Here is a 21,713-nt window from a genome sequence, read left to right on the forward strand (position 1 = left end):
ACAAAAACAAAAAAACCGCTCTTAGAGCGGTTTTTTAATGCGTGTTTACTTTACGCTAATTCAGCAAGGCAAAGCTCGTCGTGAATTTGCTTACACCATGCTTTTACGCGTGATTCAGTTAATTCTGGCTGGCGGTCTTCATCGATACCAAGACCCACAAAATGGTTGTCGTCAGCCATGCCTTTTGACGCTTCAAAGTCGTAACCTTCAGTAGACCACTGGCCCACTAAAATAGCGCCTTTAGCTTCTACAATGTCACGTACCATGCCCATAGCATCAAGGAAGTACTCTGCGTAATCTTCTTGGTCACCACAACCGAAAATAGCTACAAGCTTGTCTTCAAAGTCAATTTGCTCAAGTTCTGGGAAAAAGTCGTCCCAGTCACATTGTGCTTCACCGTAGTACCATGTAGGAATGCCGAAAATAAGTAAGTCGAAATCTGCGATGTCTTCTTTACTGCTCTTGGCAATGTCTTTCACATCAATTAGCTGTTTACCCAATTCCTTCTGGATCATTTTCGCAACATGTTCGGTGTTACCCGTGTCACTTCCGAAAAATAGGCCAACGCTTGCCATATCTAACCTCTATTAATCGTTACTAATTAAACGCCAGTGCTTAGCCAGAACCATTCGATGATGCCTTTCGCAAGAAAGCCTAGTGCGCCTAGTCCAAGCACGCCATAAGTCACCACTTTTCCGATAAGCGGTACATCATTCTTTCGTAATACATCGTGAACAGCAAAGCCCATTAATAAAAACAGCGTAAATAAACCGCCGTACAACATAATGGACTCAATCAGTTCGTAGTTTTCTGCAAGCATAGTGTTATTACTTAAAAAAATCTGGCGCAACTATATCACAGTATGCGCAGGTGTCAGAGAACAAAACGTTCAAAATTATGTAATAGAACGGTTTCTCATTTTTACAAGCTACACTGCGTGGTTCACACTAAAAATACTGCTTAACCAACGCCGGTTCACATTATTTGGCTAAAGTGCGTTCAACAATCGCGTTAAATGCTGCAGGCTTTTCAGCGTGAAGCCAGTGGCCGGTACCTTCAATAACATGTGCTTTCGCCTTCGGAAAATAACGCGCAATGTCTTCACGGTGTGCTGATGTAATGTAATCAGATAATGCTCCCTTAATAAACAAGGTTACACCGTCAAACTGCTGAGAACTTTGTTCCCAATCAATAATATGCCCATAACTACTTTTTAAACCCGCAACATTAAAGCGCCAAGCCCATGTTCCTTCTTCATTTTGGTAAAGGCTTTTAAGTAAGAACTGTCTAACGCCAGGCTCTTTTATGTGCTCTCGCATGGCGGTTTCAGCATCTTTTCTACTGCTTATATTTGCTAATGGCACCGCATCTAGCCCGTCAAAGACCGCTTGATGGCTATGCTGGTAAGATACTGGGGCAATATCAGCAACAATTAAATGTGACACAAGGTGAGGGTGGTTAAGTGCTAATGCCATAGCCACTTTTCCACCTAACGAATGCCCAAGAACTGCGGTTTTACTTATATTGAGCGTTTTTAAAATGTTCGAAATGGCTTCAGCAGCTTCCTTAACATTGAAACCATCTGTCCATGGTGATTCACCATGGTCGGGCAAATCAAACGATACGATATTGTAAGAAGATTCAAAATGACGCTTTATACCCGCTAAATTGTCGGCATTTCCAAAAAGCCCATGAATTAAAATTAGCCAAGGGTGTGTATCGTCACTTTTAGAAAGTTTGTAATTTAAATTCACTATTTACTCGCGTTAATTGGCGTATAAATAAAATAAGGCCTGTAAGACAGACCTTATTAAAAAAGAAAAGAATGTATTAATTTACAGCGAAGTCTTCTAATGCCTTACCGCTATCAAGTGCGTCCTTATAAACACGAGGCATTCGTCCAATACCGGTCCATGAATGTGTGTTACCTTCGGTGTCAGTGAGCGTGTATTTCACTGGGCGTTTCTTGCCTGTTTTCTTACTTTTTTCACTGGTAAGCGCCTGAAGGTCTTCAACATTAAGTCCAGCTTCTTCCATTTGCTTTTGAATAGAAGCAAGCATTTCTCTTTTTTCTTGTTCTGCTTTTTCAAGCGCCAGTGCTTTTTCCTTTCTTTTTTCAATAATACTGCCTAGTTTTTCTTGAACAGCTTCAAGTTCTTCAAGGCTTAATTCCTTAACAGCACCTTGTAAACGTCTTCCATGGGTTAAAATATCGGTAAAGTCACTCATTCATTAACCTTAATACGTTGTACTTATCTTAAATAATAGTAATTAAAAGTAGCACAAAAAAAAAGCGGGCAACGCCCGCTTTTAAATTTTATAAGTTGAATAGCAAAATAAACTATTACATGTTTGGATAATTAGGACCGCCAGCACCTTCAGGTACTACCCATCGAATATTTTGGCTAGGATCTTTTATATCGCAGGTTTTACAATGCACACAGTTTTGTGCATTAATTTGGAAGCGTTTTTCACCTTCCTCCTCAATTACCTCATAAACGCCTGCAGGACAGTAGCGCTGTGCAGGTTCGGCATACTTAGGCAAGTTTACCTGCAACGGAATTGATGGGTCCTTTAGCTTTAAGTGACAAGGCTGGTCTTCTTCGTGGTTGGTGTTCGATAAAAATACCGATGAAAGCTTGTCAAAGCTCAGAATACCATCTGGTTTAGGGTAGTTAATTTCAGTGACATCTTTCGCTTCTTTAAGTTGAGCGTGGTCTTTGTGCTCATCTTTCATGGTAAAGAACAAATTACCATTGAAGAAGTTTTGCTCTAATGTATTAAATGCACCGCCCCAGAAATTACCCAATTTATGAATAGCAGGGCCAAAATTACGCGAGCGGAAAAGCTCATCGTAAAGCCATGAAGATTTAAACTTCTCTGTAAAGCTTGTAAGGTCTTTCGTTGGCGCTTCAGCGTTTTCGCTGATGGCTTCAAAAATACTCTCTGCCGCTAGCATGCCCGACTTCATTGCGGTGTGGTTACCCTTTATCTTTGCAAAGTTCAGCGTACCAGCGTCGCAACCTACTAATAGGCCGCCCGGGAATGTCATTTTAGGCAAAGAGTTAAAGCCGCCTTTAGCAATTGCGCGTGCACCGTAAGAAACGCGTTTACCGCCTTCAAGATACTGCTTCATCACTGGGTGATGTTTTAAGCGTTGGAACTCATCGAAGGGGCTCAAGTATGGGTTGTCGTAGTTAAGGTCTACAATTAAACCCACAAATACTTGGTTGTCTTCGGCGTGATAAAGGTAGCTTCCGCCTGTAGCATCATCTAATGGCCATCCAGCGCTGTGTACAACAAGGCCTGGCTGATGTTTAGCTGGGTCGATGTCCCAAATCTCTTTAAAGCCAATTGCATAGTGTTGAGGAGAGCTTTCTTTGTCTAACTCGAAGTGAGAAATAAGCTCTTTTCCAAGGTGGCCGCGACAACCTTCTGCAAACACGGTGTACTTGGCACGAAGTTCCATACCAGGCATGTAACCATCTTTAGGCTCACCGTTTTCGCCAACGCCCATATCACCCGTAAGTACACCGCCCACACTACCGTCTTCGTTGTAAATAACTTCAGAAGCAGCAAAACCTGGGAATACCTCTACACCCAGTTGCTCGGCTTGCTCGGCTAACCAACGCGTAACGTTGCCCATCGACACGATATAATTACCATCGTTATGCATGGTTTTAGGCGTTATGCCATTCGGTAGCTTTTTAGCATTTGTTTCATCTTTAAGAAGATATATATGATCTTCGGTAACTGGCGTGTTAAGCGGTGCGCCTTTTTCTTTCCAGTCTGGGAACAGCTCGTTCAACGCACGTGGTTCAAACACGGCGCCTGAAAGAATATGTGCACCTACTTCGGAGCCTTTTTCGACCACGCAAACCATGAGTTCTTGGTCTTTTTCATTAGCAAGCTGCATAAGCTTGCAAGCAGTTGATAATCCAGCTGGGCCGGCACCGACGATGACTACGTCAAACTCCATCGATTCTCGTTCCACGGGAGGCTCCTTATGTTCGTATTTTTATAGTGCACTATTGATGAAACAAATAATGCGATGTGTCAAAAACATGTAAATTAATTGTCGCTCTGAAAGGTAATGCAGGTTGACGTTTACGTCAACAGTAAGTACATTGCAGAGCAGTTTACGTTAACGTTAACTGTCGATGCATTATATATGCTCGTGAACGTGGTGTTAATGCCGTTTTAAAGCTAGCCTATATAAAACGTTCATTCCACGGTTCCTTTTTAACGTAAAGTACATTGTTAAAGTTTCAAAAAGCGTGGTGAAGTAAAACGTTTTTAATTATTAATAGTTAATTATTAGTAAAACGTAATAGACACCGACGAACTCAACAATTGAGGTAAATATGAAAATACTCGTACCGGTCAAACGCGCGATCGACTACAACGTGAAGGTAAGAGTGAAGGCCGATGAATCTGGCGTCGACCTTACCAATGCGAAAATGGCAATTAACCCTTTCTGCGAAATTGCAGTTGAAGAAGCGGTTCGACTTAAAGAGAAAGGCGTAGCCACAGAAATCGTTGTTGTTTCAATTGGTGATAAAAGCTGCCAAGAACAAATTCGTACAGCACTAGCCCTAGGTGCTGATCGTGGTATTCAAATTGATACCGACCAAAACCTTGATTCACTTCAAGTGGCAAAGCTTTTAACAAAAGTAGTTGAAGAAGAACAACCTCAGCTGGTTATTCTTGGTAAGCAGAGCATCGACTCTGACAATAACCAAACAGGTCAAATGCTTGCTGCACTTACAGGTATGCCTCAAGGCACATTCGCTTCTGAAGTTGTAGTTGATGGCGAAAAAGTGAACGTGACCCGTGAAATCGACGGCGGTCTTCAAACGGTTGCTCTGTCTCTTCCTGCAGTAGTAACAACAGACCTTCGATTGAACGAGCCACGTTATGCATCTTTGCCAAACATTATGAAGGCGAAGCGTAAGCCGCTTGATGTTAAATCTGCTGCTGATTTTGGCGTAGCGCTTGAGTCAAACGTTAAAGTACTAAAAGTAACGCCTCCACCACAGCGTGAGGGTGGTATTAAGGTAGCAGACGTTGCTGAGTTAGTAGACAAGTTAAAAAATGAAGCAAAGGTGATCTCATGAGCGTACTCGTATATGCAGAACACGATAACGCAAGCTTAAAAACTGAAACGCATAAGCTTGTAAACGCAGCACAAAAAATGGGTGGCGACATTCATGTACTAGTTGCTGGTGAGGGTTGCCAAGCAGTTGCTGAAGCCGCAGCGCAAATTGACGGCGTAGCAAAAGTTATCGTTGCAGATAACGCTGCTTATAAGCACCAGTTAGCTGAAAATACGGCTGACTTAGTGGTAGAACTAGCTAGTGATTACAGCCATGTTGTTGCAGCGGCAACAACGACAGGTAAAAACTTTATGCCTCGCGTAGCGGCATTGTTAGATGTTGCGCAAATCTCTGACATTATCGGTGTAGAAAGCGAAGATACTTTTGTTCGCCCAATCTATGCTGGTAATGCGATTGCAACAGTTCAATCGTCTGATATGAAGAAAGTTATCACCGTTCGCGCAGCGTCATTTGACGCCGCTGCTACAGGTGGAAGTGCAGAAGTGACTGCCATTGACGTGGTTAAAGGCAGTGAAAAGTCTGACTTTGTATCAGCGGAGCTTACAGAATCAGAGCGTCCTGAACTTACTGCGGCAGAAGTAGTAATTTCCGGTGGTCGCGGTATGCAAAACGGCGACAACTTCAAACTACTTGAAGGTATCGCCGACAAGTTAGGCGCTGCTATTGGTGCATCGCGTGCGGCGGTTGATGCCGGTTTCGTACCTAACGATATGCAAGTGGGGCAAACAGGTAAAATTGTTGCACCTCAGCTTTACATTGCAGTGGGTATCTCAGGCGCTATTCAGCATCTTGCAGGTATGAAAGACTCAAAAGTTATTGTTGCTATTAACAAAGACGAAGAAGCACCTATTTTCCAAGTAGCCGATTACGGCTTGGTAGGTGATCTTTTCGACGTGTTACCAGAGCTTGAAGGCACACTGTAACAAGTTCTATACTAAAAAGGCTGCCGATTGGCAGCCTTTTTTATGCGCTTTTTTAGCTTTCTTAGCACATTGCATTGCTACATCAATGTGCGCGTAGGGAAGTGTTATGAGAATTATTATTAAAGTACTTTAAAATTAGTTGTGATGCGTTATTAAACACGCACTACAGAGTTGTCTTCAACGCTGACTGGCGAGGGAATGTATGCATCTGCTTCCCAATCGTTTTCCCATTTTTCATCGTCAAGTAAATAGCGAAATTGATATTCGTTGTCTTTCTCAAGGTTAACGGTTAGCGTGAAATCACCGCTTTTTAGACGTTTCATATCAAGCGGCTGCGCATCCCAGTCTGTGAAATCGCCGCATAAAACGGCCTTCTGTGCATGTTGTGCTGCCTGTGCATCTAACTTGAATGTAACCTTGCATAACGGTTTCGATTTAAGGTATTGCTTTTTAAGACTCATAATGTGTTTTCCCTTCATTTTTACAAACTCTCAAAATCACAGGCTACTGCGTTAATACTGTAAAGGGCATACTGAATTTGCATTGCCGCTTACAATAAAAAACAACCAGTGGTTAACTCATCATCAATGAGTGATCAAATAATCATCGATAACCGCATATTTATCAATCTTACTTTTTATTCTTTTGATATTTTTTTATATTAGTGTCGTACACTTTATACCGTTGGCTTTACCAATAGTTATAAAAGAAAAATGGTAAAGTTCGATTGCTTGCGAACTTGAAAAATATACACAAAATTTAACAAACTTCAGTGAGCACTTAAGCAATAAAGTCAGTAAACTAGTGTTGTAACAATAATAAATTAATTCTCATGCAGTTCATTTTCTTAAAAGCTTTGCAGAATATATCTTTGCGAAGTTTTTGGCATTAGTACGCTGCGTGTTCCTAGGGATAGTAAATGAAAAACTCCATCTTGGTGAAAAGTGGTCTTCCGCTCGTCATAATCCTTGTCGGTCTTGCTATAGCAGTTGTACTAGTAAGTTCCCGAAAGCCACCAGAACAAGTGCCTGTTGAAATACCTGCCTTCCTTGTTGATGCCAAAGAGATCCAATCTGAACAAGTGAGTTTTATTGTAAAGTCTCAAGGCAACGTAGTACCGCGTAACAAAACCGCGCTAAGTGCACAAGTAAGTGGCCAGGTGGTGAGTTTGTCAGACAGTTTCATTGCTGGCGGAACCTTCAAAAAAGGTGATGTGTTAGCCACCTTAGAACAGGACGACTACAAAACAGATTTAAAGTTAGCAGAAGCGGAACTGGCGCAAGCCCAAGCGGCTTTGCAAGAAGAGATAGCGCGCGGCAAAGTAGCAGAACAAGAATGGCGTTCAGTTAATAGTGTGGCCCCTCCTGAGTTAGGTCTTCGTAAACCTCAGTTAGCAAAGGAGCAAGCCAACGTAAAAGCCGCAGAAGCCAAATTAGAGCGAGCAAAAAGAAACTTAGCGCGTACTCAGATAACTGCGCCTTATAACGGTATTGTCGTTGAACGAAATATCGATTTAGGACAATTCGTTACTATGGGAGCCGCTATAGGTACCGTTTATTCAACAGATACTGCTGAAGTACGCCTTCCAATAACCGACAGCGACTTAATGTTTGTCAATATTGCTAGCCAATCAACTGATGGCGCGCCTGTATCACTCAAAGCGTCCGTAGGTGGGTTAACGCGCCGCTGGGAAGGAAAGTTAGTCCGTTCAGAAGGTGTATTAGATACGGGAAGCCGTGTGGTTTATGCCATTGTTGAAGTAAAAGACCCTTACAATATGAAAGGCAGCCACAGTGCACCTATTCGTTTCGGTCAGTTTGTAGAAGCTGAAATTACATCGCGCCAAAATGAAGCGCTAATGGTGTTACCACGCAGCATTTTGCGTCTGGACAATACCGTATTAACGGTTAACGAAAACCGTGAAATTGAAATTAAGCCAGTTGAAGTTGCGCGCACCACGGCCAAAGAGGTGTTTATTCGCAGTGGTATTGAAGAAGGGAGCTTGGTGGTTACAAGTGCTGTACCTAACCCCTATAACGGCATGAAAGTGCGTTTACCGGGTGATGAGCCTGTCGCTTCTGAAGAAACAACGTCAGAAGGTGATGACGAAGCGATAGAAAGCAATGCTACTGGCGGGGGCCGCTAAATGAGTCAAATAGACACACAAAAAGGCCTTATTGCGTGGTTTGCGCGCAATAATGTTGCCGCAAACTTGTTAATGTGGCTACTCATTGTAGGTGGCTTGTTTGGTGCGTTCAGCATTCAAAAGCAAGTATTTCCGAATTTTGAATTCGACGTTATCAATGTTCGTGTGCCATACCTTGGTGCGGCTCCTCAGGAGGTGGAAGAAGGCGTTCTGCTAAAAATTGAAGAGGCTGTGAAAGACCTTGAAGGCATAAAGCAGTTAAGTTCTCGCGCTGTAGAAGGCATGGGAACGGTGTCTATTCAAGTAGAGGAAGACTACGATGTACAGTCTCTTCTTGATGAGGTAAAGGTTCAGGTTGACGCCATTCCCAGTTTTCCTGCTGACACCGAAAAAACAGTTGTCTATAGACAAAAAATACAACAAGACGTTATTTGGCTCTCTGTCTATGGCGATGCTTCAGAAAGAGAACTTAAAGAGTTTGCCAAAGATTTACGCGACGACATTGCCAACTTGCCTGGCATATCGAGTGTTCAAGTAGTAGGTGCTCGCGACTACGAAATTTCAGTAGAACTCTCGGAAGTTGACCTACAAAAGTACAACTTAACGTTTGCCGATGTGGTAATGCGCTTAAGCCAAACCAGCGTTGACTTGCCGGGCGGCTCTATTCGCACAGAGAACGGTGATATTCTTTTACGTACCAAAGGGCAGGCTTATACAGGGTGGGACTTTTCTCAAATTGTATTGCTTACTAATGCGAACGGCACGCGCGTTACGTTAGGCGATGTTGCATACATTAACGACGGCTTTATTGAAAACGATCAATACGCACTTTTCGATGACAAGCCGGCTGTTAGCCTACGGGTTCAGGCGGTAGGCGATCAGAACGCATTAGAAATCTCTGAACAAGTTAACAACTACATTGATACTAAAAAAGCCGAGTTCCCAGCCCATATAAGCGCTGACACATGGGGCGATAGCTCATTCTACCTAGCCGACCGACTGAACATGATGTTAGAAAACATGTTCTTCGGTGCGTTACTGGTATTTTTAGTACTGTCGTTGTTCTTAAAAATTAAACTGGCATTTTGGGTAATTGTGGGCCTACCGGTGTGTTTCCTCGGTACGTTGTTGGTTATGCCCCTCGATATGATTGGTGTATCAATCAACATGCTTTCTCTGTTCGCGTTTATCCTTGTACTGGGTATTGTGGTAGATGACGCCATCATTATGGGGGAGTCGGCATATTCTGAGATTGATAAAAAAGGCCACAGTACCGATAACGTAATTGCAGGCGTAAAAAAGGTGGCTATGCCAGCTACGTTTGGTGTACTCACCACCATTGCCGCGTTTTCGCCAATGCTAATGGTGTCTGGCCCATTTGGTATCATATGGAAAACCATCGGCATGGTGGTAATCGTGTGTCTTGTGTTCTCGCTTATCGAGTCGAAGCTTATTCTTCCTGCACACTTAGTGCATATGAATTTGAAGCCATATGATCCGGCTAAAGCTAACGGGTTTCAAAAGTTTCGTGACTTCTTCAGTGAAGGCATAAAAAGCTTTATTCATAATAAATACGCACCATTTTTAGAGAAAGCTATCCGTAATCGCTACACCACAGTGGCCACGTTCTTAGCTATGCTGATAATAACTATTGGCTTATTTGGTGGCGGTATTGTTCGTTTCGTTTTCTTCCCAAGCATTCCTAGCGACTTTATGGTTGCCAGTTTTGAGTTAGAGCCAGGCTCTTCACTTGAACAACGCGATAGCGTGTTAAACACGTTGCGTGAAGCCATGCACAGAATGGATGAAAAAGTAGCCCAGGATACCGGAGAGCGCGTTATTAAGCACGCTATCGCATTTGATAATGGCAACCTTGGCGGCGAGATTTTTGCTGAGCTTACCAAAGGAGAAACGCGTACGCTTACCGATTTTGAAATTCAAGATATGTGGCGTGAAGAGCTACCTGAAATTCCAGGTGTTAAGTCGTTCAATATCAATTCTCCTGGTGGTCCCGGTGGCGGCTCAGACTTAAGTTTTGAATTTAGCTCAAGCGACATTAAGGCGCTACGAGCGATAAGCGACGAACTTAAAGAAGCGCTAGACGCTTACGAAGGTGTTACAGATATTAACGATACCTTCTCAGGTGGCAGTGAAGAAATTCAGCTAGCGTTGAAACCTCAAGCCGATGCACTAGGCATTACGCTGCAGCAGTTAGGGCAACAGGTACGCTTTGGTTTTTATGGTGCTGAAGTTCAGCGTATTCAGCGCGACGACGAAGAAATAAAGGTAATGGTTCGTTACCCACGTGCAGAGCGAAGCTCGATTGAGCACTTAGAAAATATGCGAGTGCGCGCGCCAAATGGACAAGAAATACCTTTCGAGCAGGTTGCTACTTTTACAGTAGGACAAGGGTTCGATTCAATCATTCGCGTAGATGGTAAACGTTCTGTTACTGTTACGGCTGCAGTAGATAAAGCCCTTATGGATCCGTCAGAAGTCACCAATGATGTGATTGATAAACTAATGCCAGATTTGCTTGAACGCTATCCAAACGTTGCGTTCCAACTGCAAGGAAATAGTAAAGAGCAAGCTGATGCCATGCTAAGTCTAATGAAGGGGCTGTTGTTCGCGCTATTTGCCATTTATACACTACTGGCCATTCCGCTTAAATCTTACAGCCAACCGTTCATAATTATGTCGGTTATCCCATTTGGTATTGTTGGTGCAATCATTGGGCACCTAGTACTTGGCATGGCCGTCAGTGTATTGTCAATTTGCGGCATTATTGCATTGTCTGGTGTTGTAGTTAACGACAGCCTGATAATGGTCGATTTTGTTAACCGTGCACGAAAAGAAGGTTTTTCGTTAATGGAAGCTGCAATAAGCGCCGGTACTCAGCGCTTCAGAGCCATTATCCTAACGTCGTTAACAACCTTTATGGGCCTAATGCCAATTGTGTTTGAAAAAAGCCTTCAAGCACAAATTGTAATACCTATGGCAATATCGTTGGCATTCGGTATTTTGTTTGCCACTATTATTACATTGCTGCTAGTACCTGCGTTGTATCTCATTTTGAACGATTTGAAAAATGTGTTCAAAGGAAGAGAAAAAGCACAATTAGCAACGGAAAACTAAATAGAAAATGCCGGTTCATACCGGCATTTTGCTTTTAAGGATGACAGATGAAGAAGAGATTATTACAGGGGCTGTTTGTTGGAGTAAGTGTATCGCTAATGTTGGCGTGTACTGCTTCACAAAATGATACGCTGACAAACCAAGCGAGTGTAACTAACGAGACAGCACTGCCAAATGTTTCACAATATCCGCAGACAAGAACAGTTTCCCAAGTAGATGATTACCACGGTAAAGCGGTATCAGACCCTTATCGTTGGTTAGAGGGCGAAGGCGAAGAAATAAAGAGCTGGGTGGGAGCGCAAAATACGCTAGCACGCCCTTATTTAGCGTCGTTACCTTCAAGAGAAATGTACAAAGAAAGGCTTACAGCATTATGGGACTACGAGAAGTACTCAACCCCCTATATGGTGAAAAACACGCTTTTTTATAGCTATAACAACGGTCTTCAAAATCAGTATGTGCTGTATATGGCAAATGGTGTAAACGGCGAAGCAGAGGTACTTATCGACCCAAACACCCTAAGTGAAGATGGCACTGTGTCGATGGCATCATCAGAAGTCAGCCCGAATGCGTCTTACTTAGCTTATCTTCTGTCTGACGGTGGTACCGACTGGAAAACCATCCATATTCGAGATACAAAAACGAAAAATGATCTTTCAGATGTGATAGAAGGCATTAAGTTTACTAATGTAGCGTGGCTTCCCGATGAAAGTGGTTTTTTCTATTCGCGATATCCGCTAAATGCATCAGGGGAATATGACGATAGCCAAACCGTTTCTATTTACTTTCATAAACTAGGCACAGTGCAAAGCGAAGACAAGATGGTTTTTGCGTTTGACGATAAGCCAACGTGGAACCCTTATGCATCGGTTATTCAAGATGGAAAAACACTGCTAATTTCTGTGTTCGAGGGATACCAAGCCAATGGGGTTTACGCAAAGTCGTTGGAAGATGAAACTGCAACGGTAGTCCCTATCTTCGATAAATGGGATGGTAGATACAACCTTATTGGCGAGAGTGGCGATAGCTTGTTTTTCACATCAACTGCAAACGCGCCTACGGGTAAAGTTATAAAAGTCGCATTTGATGGTGAAGTTAAAGGTGAGACACTGATAATCGACAGTACATCCAATACGCTACGCAGTGTTTCGCTGATGGGTGAAAAGTTATTTGCACAATACCTAGAAGACGTTAAGGCGCAAGTCCGAGTGTTTGATCTTTCTGGTAAGCAGGTAGACGAGATAGCTTTTTCAGATATCGGCAACGTGAGTGGCTTTGTAGGCGGCGAGTCTGCAACAACCACATTCTACAAACTAACAGGCTTCACAAACCCTGGTCAGGTATTTAAATACGACGTTGAAACCGGTGAGTCAACGTTGTTCAAAACGATAAATACTGGGCTTAATTACGACAAATACGAAACCAAGCAAGTATTCTATACCAGTAAAGATGGCACAAAAGTGCCTATGTTCATTGTGCACAAAAAAGGTTTGAAGCTAGACGGAACCAATAAAACGCTGCTTTATGGGTACGGTGGTTTTAATATTTCGCTACTGCCAAATTATTCAGTGTCTAGAATGGTGTGGGTAGAGCAGGGCAACGTACTTGCCATTGCTAATTTACGTGGTGGTGGTGAATATGGACAGCAGTGGCATAAGGCTGGCACTAAGCTAGATAAGCAAAATGTGTTTGACGATTTTATTGCTGGCGCTGAGTACCTAATTGAGCAAGGTTACACTGCCCCTGAAAAGCTTGGCATACAAGGGGGCTCTAACGGTGGTTTGTTAGTAGGTGCAGCACTTACACAGCGACCAGACCTTTTTGCAGCAGCGTTACCTGCTGTAGGTGTGCTTGATATGCTTCGCTATCACACGCCAAGCGCTAACGCGAGAGCATGGTCTTCTGACTATGGCTTAAGTGAAAATGCTGAAGAATTCGAAGCATTGTACGCTTATTCTCCGCTACACAATACTAAGCAAGGCACTTGTTATCCAGCAACATTAGTTACCACTGGGGATCACGACGATAGAGTAGTGCCTTGGCATAGCTACAAGTTTGCGGCGCAGTTGCAAGCTCATCAGGGTTGTAACAACCCCGTGTTGCTGCGTGTTGAAACACGTGCAGGCCACGGAGCAGGAACACCTACATGGATGCGAATTGAAGGCTACGCCGATCAATGGGCGTTTTTAGAAACAGCCTTATAACGTTGTAATTCTGTACTTGAAAATGAAGCCGCTTATTAAAGCGGCTTTTTTGTTTGCATTTTAAACAAATAACAATATACTGTATAAATATCAGTATGGTTTATTTTAAATCTAATGATGAGTCTGATTTTCAGACTTCATTTCTTAGGTAGGAGACTATCAATGCAAACAGGTATTAAAGCAGTCGACCAGCTTCTTGCTAAACATGGAATTATGGGCGAGGAGGGCTACGACCAGTTTCAAAAAAGGGCGCGGCTAACCGGTGGTGATAGCCGGGCAAATATGCTGCCATTTTGTATGTATCAGAAAGTGGCGTACGCGCCATTATCACAAAACTTTACTGTGCATCATTTTTATATGCCGGGTAATAAGGGCAAGCTAGCAAGCTTCTTATTTGATGAAAAAGGGGTGTTGATTGAGCAGGTGTATTATCAGAAAGTGAGCCGTTGGGTGCAGGTTTGCCGAAAGCTTCAGCAATTAGTGCAAGCAACCCAGCACGATATGCATTTAGCGGCATAAAAAAAACGGCATCGCCAAAAGCGATACCGTTTTTAGATGCATTAGCCGCTTTTAAAACGGCTAAGTAATTTTTGTGCTTAGTAGTATGTGTACTTAAACTCAACACCCCAAACACGAGGCTCGTTTACAATACCTGTTAGGTTGTTGAAGTCGATTGCACCTTTTACGTTGTCTTCGTTTGTAATGTTACGACCAAATAGCGCTACAGTGTAGTTGTGCGCGAAGTTTTCGTAACCAATACGTAGACCACCTTCAAAGTTGTTGTCAGTAGTAAATTCAACTGCTTCGTAAAGGAAGATGTTGGTTTCGCCTTGGAAAGCCCAATCTGTAAATACGAAGAACTCACCGTCATCACCCATTGGAACAGTGTAACGTGCGGTGAAGTTGAAAATTGACTCAGGCGCTTGAGGGAACGGGTTACCGTCGATTAGCGCGTTAAAGCCATCTGGACGAGGGTCGGTTACTGTACAGTTACCTGTGAAATCGAAACCAGGGTTTGTACCACAAGGAGATACAGTTAGCGTATCGTCTTTAATTTCAGTGTGGTTGTAGCTGTAACCTGCTGTGAACGTAAGTTCATCAGTAGCAAGCCATTGCGCGTCTACTTCGAAACCATACGCTTCACCTTTATCTGCGTTTACAAGCGCAGTAAAGTTGTTGCCACCACCAATTGCAGAGAACTGCATATCGTCAACTGTGTAGAAGAATGCCGCTGCGTTTAAACGTAACGTGTCGTCAAGAAGGTCAGACTTAAAGCCAACTTCAAACGAGTTAATAGTTTCTGCGTCAGCTACTGAAGGCGCGCCTTCAAATGCTACGTCACGGCCCTGAATAGTTTGAGCACGGAAACCGTTTGCGTAACGAGCGAATAAAGACATATCGTCAGTTAAACGATAATTTGCACTTAGCTCGTAGCTTGCTTGACCGTCATCAACGTCAATGTCGTCGTATTCTTGGACTTGCGCTGCGCCGATAACTAGAGCAAAACCATCAACGTTCTGTTCGCCAACCACAAGGCTCTTAGAGTCGTGTGTATAGCGAATACCACCAGTAATGTTTAGCTTGTCGTTAACTTGGTAAGAGCTTTGACCAAATAGTGCCCACGTTTGGTTTTCGTGGAATACAGTGGTCGCACCGAAGAAACCGTCAACACTGGTTACGTTGAAAGATGCATCGTAGTAAAACGCACCAACCTGCCAGTTCATTGCGTCACGCGTGTTGCTTGATAGGCGGAATTCCTGCGTGTACTGCTCTAAGTCGTTTAGGCGATCTTGAGTTACCGCTGAGAAAGGAATGAAGCCTGGACCAGAAGTACCGTCAGGGCGGTTAAAGCCACCGTCGATATCACCTAAGCTCGAGCCTTCTGCAGTTTCAAGCGCAGAGATTGACGTAAACGTTACTTCATCCATGTCGTATTCTAGTTTCAGTGAAGTACCGAAACCGTCGTATTCCTGAGGGTTGTTGTCGATGCCGTCGCCTTGAAGGTCGCCATCATAGAATACTGTTTCACGATCATAGTTCGCGTTTAGGTCGTTACTACCTTTATCGAACACGTTAGCACGGAAAATTGAAGCAGTACCTTCAAGATCACGGCCATGAACATTTAGTAGTGCAGAGAAATCTGCCGATGGCTCCCAAAGAAGCTGTAAACGGAATGCTTTTTCATCATAACCACCAATCGCATCGTCTTCACCAGTGAAGGCGTTGTCGATGTAGTCGTCACGCTCTTGAGAAAGCACAGATAAACGTGCAGAAAGCTCGTCAGTAAGACCGCCGCTGATTGCGCCTTCGAAGTTCATAGTACCGAATGAACCGAAGCCAGCTTTCGCGTAGCCTTCAAGATCTTGAGTAGGTTTAACAGTATCGAATTTAATGATACCCGCTGTGGTGTTACGACCGAAAAGTGTACCTTGTGGGCCACGAAGTACTTCTACTTGTTGTACGTCGAAAAGCGGGAAGCTTTTTAGTACAACGTTTTCCATAACCACTTCGTCCATGATAATAGAAACAGGCTGAGAAGCTGCAAGGTCGAAGTCGGTGTTACCTAGACCACGAATGTAGAAACGTGGAGCAACACGACCGTTTGATGATTCTGCATATAGGCCTGGTACACGTACCGCTAAAGCTAGAATATCTTCACCGCCAGAGAAAAGGCTTTCGAATTTTTCACCGCTAAGTGTCGCAACAGAAATAGGAACTTCCTGAATTGACTGAGTACGCTTTTGCGCAGTTACGGTAATTTGTTCTAGTGAGGCTTCTTTTTTTTCTGTTGTTGCGGCCTCTTGTGCAAGAACTGATGAGCTGAACGCAGCACTAACGGCAAGCGCTAGCGTGGCGATTTTATGTGTTCTCATGTTTCCACCAAGATGTTTTTAGGTTTTTACTTTTGTAGTGTTTATCGCATATAAAAACGTGATACATGCTTGGGCCGCGATTTTACACAATGTAAAAGATAAATACCGCAAAATTATGATCATTTTGCTCGCTTTTCACCGCTTTTCCTCACCAGCCCTTTAAAAGTACGCAATGGTCTTGACCATATGAACAAGTTTTTGATGTATTTTTCACCTTAAGTTAACGTTTGAATGCTATTTAACTCGGTTAAACTTGGCGCGATATTGAGAAGGAGAGAGTCCAGTTTGTTTCTTAAATAGTCGAGTGAAAGAGCTCATATCTTCATAGCCAACTGCAGCAACAATCTTTTCAATTGAACTGTTAGTGGTCTCAAGCAGTTTCCGAGCTTTTTCAATTCGAAGGTTCTGTAGATATTGTCGTGGTGTTATGTCACATGCACTTTTAAAACGTCTAAGTAACGTGCGCTCTGTCATATTATGATGCTTCGCTATAAACGAAAGCGGCAGTTTTTCACTTACCTTTTCTTCTAAGAATGCTTGAACATTTTTAATTTCATTGTCTGAGTGAAAGTGTCGTTGGCGACTGCTGGCGTAAATATTCTGATTCGTTCTTGATGCATCAAGGACATGCGACTTTGCCGTGTCACTCGCCACTTGATGACCGCAATAACGCTCTATAAGCAATATAGAGAGATCTATCCACGCCATACCGCCGCCTGCGCAGTAAATCGCATTCTGTTCGGTTACCATTTTGTCAGGCTGTAAGTGCACTGAAGGAAACAGAGATTCAAACTTATCGGCATAACCCCAATGCGTAGTCGCCGCTTTTTCATCAAGTAACCCTGTTTTAGCTAGCAAAAATGTGCCCGTACAGTTGGCAGCAATATCTGCATTCATTTTATGTAGACGTTTAATGTGCACAAGATGTGAGGCCATCTCATGCAACACAGTATCTATGTCACCACCAATGGTTGGAATAAGCAGTATATCTGTGTGTGATACATCCTCTATTGCTATATGCGGTGTTAGTAAAACCTGATTTGAACAACGTATTGGCTGCCCATGGGGGGAGGCTAATTGCACTTTAAACTTTGGTTCGGCGGGCTGTTGGTGAATTCGCTGCCAACTTACACCGGCAAAAGCGAATACATCTAGCGCGCCTGTAATGGCTGATGCTAATGCTTGATCAAACCCTAACACAGTGACGACAAATGGATTTTCATTCATATAAGTAATTACATTTATTTTTTGAAATAAGTAAAAGTTATAGGTGTCGGTTTTCACCATTATTGTGTCATTAATGACAATAAAGCGAGTGTAACGGATATGCCACAATGTGTTAACAAGAAATCGTGGAGGACACCATGGCAGATCAACTCATTCCCCGTCGTGAAATGCAATTCCAGCTTTATGAAGTATTGAACACAGCTGAATTATGCAACAAGACACGCTTTGAAGAGCACAATACAGAAACCTTTAACGCCGTCATTGATATGGCTGAAAAAATGGCTGAAGAACTGTTTCTTCCCCACAATGCCGTTGCCGATAAAAACGAGCCTACCTTTGATGGCCAAAAAGTATCGATGATTGACGACGTTAAAATAGCGTTCGACACGTATCGTGAATCGGGTTTTATTGCGGGTCATTTTGACTTTGAAGACGGTGGTATGCAGCTTCCGGTTACCGTTATGAATGCTTGTGCGGGCTATTTTTTAGCAGCTAACCCGTCTACAACAGCTTATCCATTTCTCACTGCGGCAGCCGCTAACGTTATTAAGCATTTTGCCTCAAGCGATATTAAAGATGCGTTTCTAGCGAAAATGCTAACGGGTGATTTTACCGGCACCATGGCGCTTACTGAGCCTCATGCTGGCTCATCGCTTGCCGATATTCGCACATCTGCGCGCTTGCAAGACGACGGCACTTATCGCTTAAAAGGCAGTAAAATATATATTTCGGGCGGTGAGCATGAACTGTCAGACAATATCGTTCATTTAGTTTTAGCGAAAATTCCTGGTGGTCCAGCCGGTGTTAAAGGCATAAGCCTTTTTGCTGTGCCTAAATACCGATTAGATGCTGAAGGCAACCCAGGCGCTCGTAACGACGTAACGCTAGCAGGTCTAATTCACAAAATGGGTTATCGCGGTACGACTTCAACTGCGTTGACGTTTGGTGAAAATGGCGATTGTCATGGTTATCTCATAGGCGAGCCTCACCAAGGTTTGCGCTATATGTTTATGATGATGAACGAAGCGCGCATTGGCGTTGGATACGGTGCCGCAATGATAGGCTACCGCGGTTATCGCTACTCGTTAGACTATGCTAAAGATCGCACCCAAGGCCGTGCAGCGCCTAACTTAGCGCCGGAAGACGACCCAACGCCTATTATTAATCATGGTGACGTGCGTCGTATGTTGTTAGCACAAAAAGCATATTGTGAAGGCGGTATGTCGCTGTGTTTGTATGGCAGCATGTTAATTGACGAGCTTGAAACAGAGACTGACGAAAGCAAACGTACTGAATTATCACAACTACTTGATTTGTTAACGCCGGTATTCAAAGCCTGGCCATCGGAATTTGGCCCTAAAGCCAACGACCTAGCTATTCAAATTTTAGGTGGTGCTGGATATACAAGAGAATATCCGGTTGAACAGTGCTGGCGCGACAATCGCCTTAACCCAATACATGAAGGTACTAATGGTATTCAAGCGCTGGACTTACTTGGCCGTAAGCTATGGCAGCATGACGGTAAAGGCCTACAGGTATTGCTGTCACGCGTTACAGCTGACATGAAACGGGCAGAAACCCCGCGCGCACAAGCACTGGCCGGAAAGTTAAAGCCTTACCTAGACAAATTGGGCGCACTTATTCAACAAGCTGCGGGAGATTTACGCTCTAGTAATCAATCAGTTTTGTTAACGAATGCAAGCTGCTTCTTAAACATATTCTCAAGTTGTGTCGTGAGCTGGATATGGCTTCGCCAGGCCAATGTGGCAGAGCAAGCGCTGGTTACTAATAACAGCCCACAGGACGCTGATTTTTATGAGGGTAAACTTGCAGCAGCAGAATACTTTTTAAATTGGGAACTTCCGCTGGTCTCTCGTGATATTGAAGTATTAACTTCAAACGACGCGACCTGCAACGACGTTAAAGCAAGTTACTTTTAAGTGCGACCTGTTTTCAGAGCCACTTATTTTTTACAGATACATAAGTAACGAACAACAACGCAACGCTGTTTAAAACGGAGCAATAACAATGAACGAAGCAGCAAACGTAAATGGAAAACATATTGTGATCACCGGCGGTGGTTCCGGTATTGGGGCAGCATCTGCACTCATTTTAGCAAAACGCGGTGCCCTTGTTGGTGTGGCTGACCTTAATGAAGAGAATGCAAAACGTGTGGTTGCTGATATCCAGCAAGCAGGCGGTAAAGGTTATTCTGTTGGTGTAGATGTAACCGACCCAGAACAAGTAAAAGCCATGTTTACCACTGCGCTATCACACTCAGAAAAAATTGATGTCATCATCAATAACGCGGGCATAGACCATTTCCCAGCACCGCTCACTGAAGTAGACGATGCTATGTTTATGAAAAACATTCAGGTGAATCTAGCGGGTGTGTGGTATTGCATGAAAAATGCGCTAAAGCACATGACGGCAACGGGCGGAGGCCATATTATCAATATAGCTTCAGTGGCTGGTTTACGCTCAGCTCCCATGATTAGTGCTTACAGTGCGTCTAAGCATGGTGTTATTGGCTTAACAAAATCGGCAGCAGTGGAATATGCGCGAGCAAACATACGTGTTAATGCGGTATGTCCAAGTTTTGTCGATACGCCAATGGTACAGGGCGTACTTTCAAAGTTAGACGAACGTGGTCAAAAAGGCCTAGTAGGTGCAAACCCAATGAAGCGCTTAGGAAAACCAGAGGAAATTGCCAATGCCATTGCGTGGTTATGTAGCGACGAGTCATCATTTATGACGGGTCAATCGGTGGTACTTGACGGTGGTATGCTGGCCTAAAGCCAACAACAAAAAGCAAAGGAAACGTACATGAAAGAGTTATTTGATTTAACAGGTAAAGTGGCTTTAGTAACAGGCGCTAGCCGCGGAATTGGTGAGTCAATTGCGCGCCTACTGGCACAATACGGCGCTCACGTAATTGTATCGAGCCGTAAGATTGATGGTTGTGAAGCGGTTGCCTCTTCTATTCGCGACGCAGGTGGAAAGGCAACTGCGCTTGCGTGCCATGTAGGAGAGATGGAGCAAATTACGGCAACGTTTGAAACCATCAAGCGCGATTTTGGAAAACTAGACATTCTAGTAAACAACGCGGCGGCTAACCCATTCTTTGGGCATATCCTTGATACCGATTTAGGTGCTTATAACAAAACAGTAGATGTGAATATTCGCGGTTACTTCTTTATGTCTATTGAAGCTGGCAAAATAATGAAAGAGCAGGGCGGTGGCGTTATCTTAAATACGGCGTCGGTAAACGGTGTTACACCTGGCGATATGCAGGGTATCTACTCCATTACAAAAGCAGCGGTTATCAGCATGACCAAATCGTTTGCTAAAGAGTGCGGTAAGTTAAACATTCGCGTCAATGCGCTTTTACCTGGGCTAACCGATACAAAGTTCGCTTCTGCACTAACCACTAACGAGCAGATTTTAAAACACGCACTTAAGGTTATTCCACTGGGCCGTGTTGCCGACCCTGACGAGATGGCAGGAACGGTACTGTACCTAGTTTCAGATGCTTCAAGCTACACTACTGGCACGACAGTAGTGGTAGATGGTGGTATGCTTGCGTAAATAGATATAACGTTTACGAGAGCACAACATGCATATATGGGTAGATGCTGACGCATGCCCAGCCGTTATCAAAGATATTTTGTTTAAGGCAGCCCGACGTACCGGGTTGCCTTTGTCTTTGGTGGCTAACCATTCTATGTCTGTACCACCAGACAAACACATAACACTAACTCTAGTGCCATCAGGCTTCGATGCTGCCGACGATTATATTGTTGAGAAGTGTGAGGCTGGCGATCTTGTTATTACTTCTGATATTCCGTTGGCATCTGATGTGCTAGGTAAAAACGCGCTTGCACTTAACACACGTGGCGATGAGTTTGACAAGTCATCAATTCGTGCAGCCCTCACTATGAGAGATTTTATGGATACCATGCGCTCTAGTGGTGAGCATACTGGTGGACCAAAGGCATTTTCACAGCGAGATAAGCAAAATTTTGCGAATGCGCTCGATAGATTATTAACGCAGGGGCTTAATGCAAAAAAACGGCAGTGACGCAACC

Annotated in this window: 18 protein-coding genes; 10 read left to right on the plus strand and 8 right to left on the minus strand. The window is 43.6% G+C overall.

Annotated features, from left to right (window positions below; translation table 11 throughout):
- Positions 1-50 precede the first annotated feature (50 nt).
- The 5 genes from fldA to ACGHAV_RS00920 form a co-directional block, all read right to left on the minus strand.
- On the minus strand, positions 51-575 hold the full coding sequence (gene fldA, locus ACGHAV_RS00900) for a flavodoxin FldA (protein WP_334015224.1): 525 nt from the start codon (positions 573-575) through the stop codon (positions 51-53).
- A gap of 26 nt (positions 576-601) precedes the next feature.
- Positions 602-820 carry a DUF2788 domain-containing protein gene (locus ACGHAV_RS00905; protein ID WP_334015225.1) on the minus strand — a complete coding sequence of 73 codons (219 nt, stop codon included), beginning with the start codon at positions 818-820 and terminating at the stop codon, positions 602-604.
- Between the two features lie 160 nt (positions 821-980).
- Positions 981-1,754, minus strand: a complete 774-nt coding sequence (locus ACGHAV_RS00910; RefSeq protein ID WP_390375177.1) for an alpha/beta fold hydrolase — start codon at positions 1,752-1,754, stop codon at positions 981-983.
- 76 nt (positions 1,755-1,830) lie between these two features.
- Positions 1,831-2,229 carry an H-NS family nucleoid-associated regulatory protein gene (locus tag ACGHAV_RS00915; RefSeq protein ID WP_390375180.1) on the minus strand — a complete coding sequence of 133 codons (399 nt, stop codon included), beginning with the start codon at positions 2,227-2,229 and terminating at the stop codon, positions 1,831-1,833.
- Positions 2,230-2,344: 115 nt separating this feature from the next.
- Positions 2,345-3,994 (minus strand): electron transfer flavoprotein-ubiquinone oxidoreductase, encoded by a 1,650-nt coding sequence (locus tag ACGHAV_RS00920; RefSeq protein ID WP_390375183.1) that lies wholly within the window; start codon positions 3,992-3,994, stop codon positions 2,345-2,347.
- Between the two features lie 370 nt (positions 3,995-4,364).
- On the opposite strand from ACGHAV_RS00920, the gene ACGHAV_RS00925 reads away from it, so the two are divergent.
- Together ACGHAV_RS00925 and ACGHAV_RS00930 are read left to right on the plus strand one after the other, a co-directional pair.
- Positions 4,365-5,117, plus strand: a complete 753-nt coding sequence (locus tag ACGHAV_RS00925; RefSeq protein WP_390375186.1) for an electron transfer flavoprotein subunit beta/FixA family protein — start codon at positions 4,365-4,367, stop codon at positions 5,115-5,117.
- Positions 5,114-6,040: an electron transfer flavoprotein subunit alpha/FixB family protein gene (locus tag ACGHAV_RS00930; protein ID WP_390375189.1), complete on the plus strand. Its 927-nt coding sequence runs from the start codon at positions 5,114-5,116 to the stop codon at positions 6,038-6,040. Before ACGHAV_RS00925 ends, ACGHAV_RS00930 begins: the two co-directional genes overlap by 4 nt.
- A 152-nt stretch (positions 6,041-6,192) precedes the next feature.
- Here the strand turns inward: ACGHAV_RS00930 and ACGHAV_RS00935 are convergent, their stop codons facing one another.
- Entirely contained in the window at positions 6,193-6,501 is a 309-nt protein-coding gene (locus ACGHAV_RS00935) for an isoamylase early set domain-containing protein (RefSeq protein WP_390375192.1), read from the minus strand.
- A 458-nt stretch (positions 6,502-6,959) separates the two neighbouring features.
- Between ACGHAV_RS00935 and ACGHAV_RS00940 the strand changes: the two genes are divergently transcribed.
- From ACGHAV_RS00940 to ACGHAV_RS00955, 4 genes are all read left to right on the plus strand, one after another.
- Complete coding sequence (locus ACGHAV_RS00940) at positions 6,960-8,186, plus strand: efflux RND transporter periplasmic adaptor subunit (RefSeq protein WP_390375195.1); 1,227 nt, start codon at positions 6,960-6,962, stop codon at positions 8,184-8,186.
- Positions 8,187-11,321: an efflux RND transporter permease subunit gene (locus tag ACGHAV_RS00945; protein ID WP_390375198.1), complete on the plus strand. Its 3,135-nt coding sequence runs from the start codon at positions 8,187-8,189 to the stop codon at positions 11,319-11,321. It abuts the gene before it with no gap.
- A 47-nt stretch (positions 11,322-11,368) separates the two neighbouring features.
- Positions 11,369-13,525 (plus strand): prolyl oligopeptidase family protein, encoded by a 2,157-nt coding sequence (locus tag ACGHAV_RS00950; protein WP_390375200.1) that lies wholly within the window; start codon positions 11,369-11,371, stop codon positions 13,523-13,525.
- A gap of 162 nt (positions 13,526-13,687) precedes the next feature.
- The gene (locus tag ACGHAV_RS00955; protein WP_390375203.1) at positions 13,688-14,044 is read left to right on the plus strand and encodes a hypothetical protein; all 357 of its coding nucleotides are present in this window, start codon (positions 13,688-13,690) and stop codon (positions 14,042-14,044) included.
- A gap of 77 nt (positions 14,045-14,121) precedes the next feature.
- On the opposite strand, the gene ACGHAV_RS00960 is transcribed toward ACGHAV_RS00955, so the two are convergent.
- Both ACGHAV_RS00960 and ACGHAV_RS00965 read right to left on the minus strand, forming a co-directional pair.
- On the minus strand, positions 14,122-16,398 hold the full coding sequence (locus tag ACGHAV_RS00960) for a TonB-dependent receptor (RefSeq protein ID WP_390375206.1): 2,277 nt from the start codon (positions 16,396-16,398) through the stop codon (positions 14,122-14,124).
- Between the two features lie 234 nt (positions 16,399-16,632).
- Positions 16,633-17,625 (minus strand): GlxA family transcriptional regulator, encoded by a 993-nt coding sequence (locus ACGHAV_RS00965; protein WP_390375209.1) that lies wholly within the window; start codon positions 17,623-17,625, stop codon positions 16,633-16,635.
- Between the two features lie 137 nt (positions 17,626-17,762).
- On the opposite strand from ACGHAV_RS00965, the gene ACGHAV_RS00970 reads away from it, so the two are divergent.
- The 4 genes from ACGHAV_RS00970 (at position 17,763) to ACGHAV_RS00985 (ending at position 21,706) form a co-directional block, all read left to right on the plus strand.
- Entirely contained in the window at positions 17,763-19,565 is a 1,803-nt protein-coding gene (locus tag ACGHAV_RS00970) for an acyl-CoA dehydrogenase (RefSeq protein WP_390375212.1), read from the plus strand.
- Between the two features lie 88 nt (positions 19,566-19,653).
- Positions 19,654-20,421 carry an SDR family NAD(P)-dependent oxidoreductase gene (locus ACGHAV_RS00975; RefSeq protein WP_390375215.1) on the plus strand — a complete coding sequence of 256 codons (768 nt, stop codon included), beginning with the start codon at positions 19,654-19,656 and terminating at the stop codon, positions 20,419-20,421.
- 30 nt (positions 20,422-20,451) lie between these two features.
- On the plus strand, positions 20,452-21,213 hold the full coding sequence (locus ACGHAV_RS00980) for an SDR family oxidoreductase (RefSeq protein ID WP_334015242.1): 762 nt from the start codon (positions 20,452-20,454) through the stop codon (positions 21,211-21,213).
- 28 nt (positions 21,214-21,241) lie between these two features.
- A complete protein-coding gene (locus tag ACGHAV_RS00985; RefSeq protein WP_390375218.1) occupies positions 21,242-21,706 on the plus strand; it encodes a YaiI/YqxD family protein in 465 nt (154 codons plus the stop codon).
- Positions 21,707-21,713: the final 7 nt, after the last annotated feature.

The sequence above is a fragment of the Alteromonas sp. MTD1 genome (assembly GCF_042848195.1).
Lineage (GTDB): Bacteria > Pseudomonadota > Gammaproteobacteria > Enterobacterales > Alteromonadaceae > Alteromonas.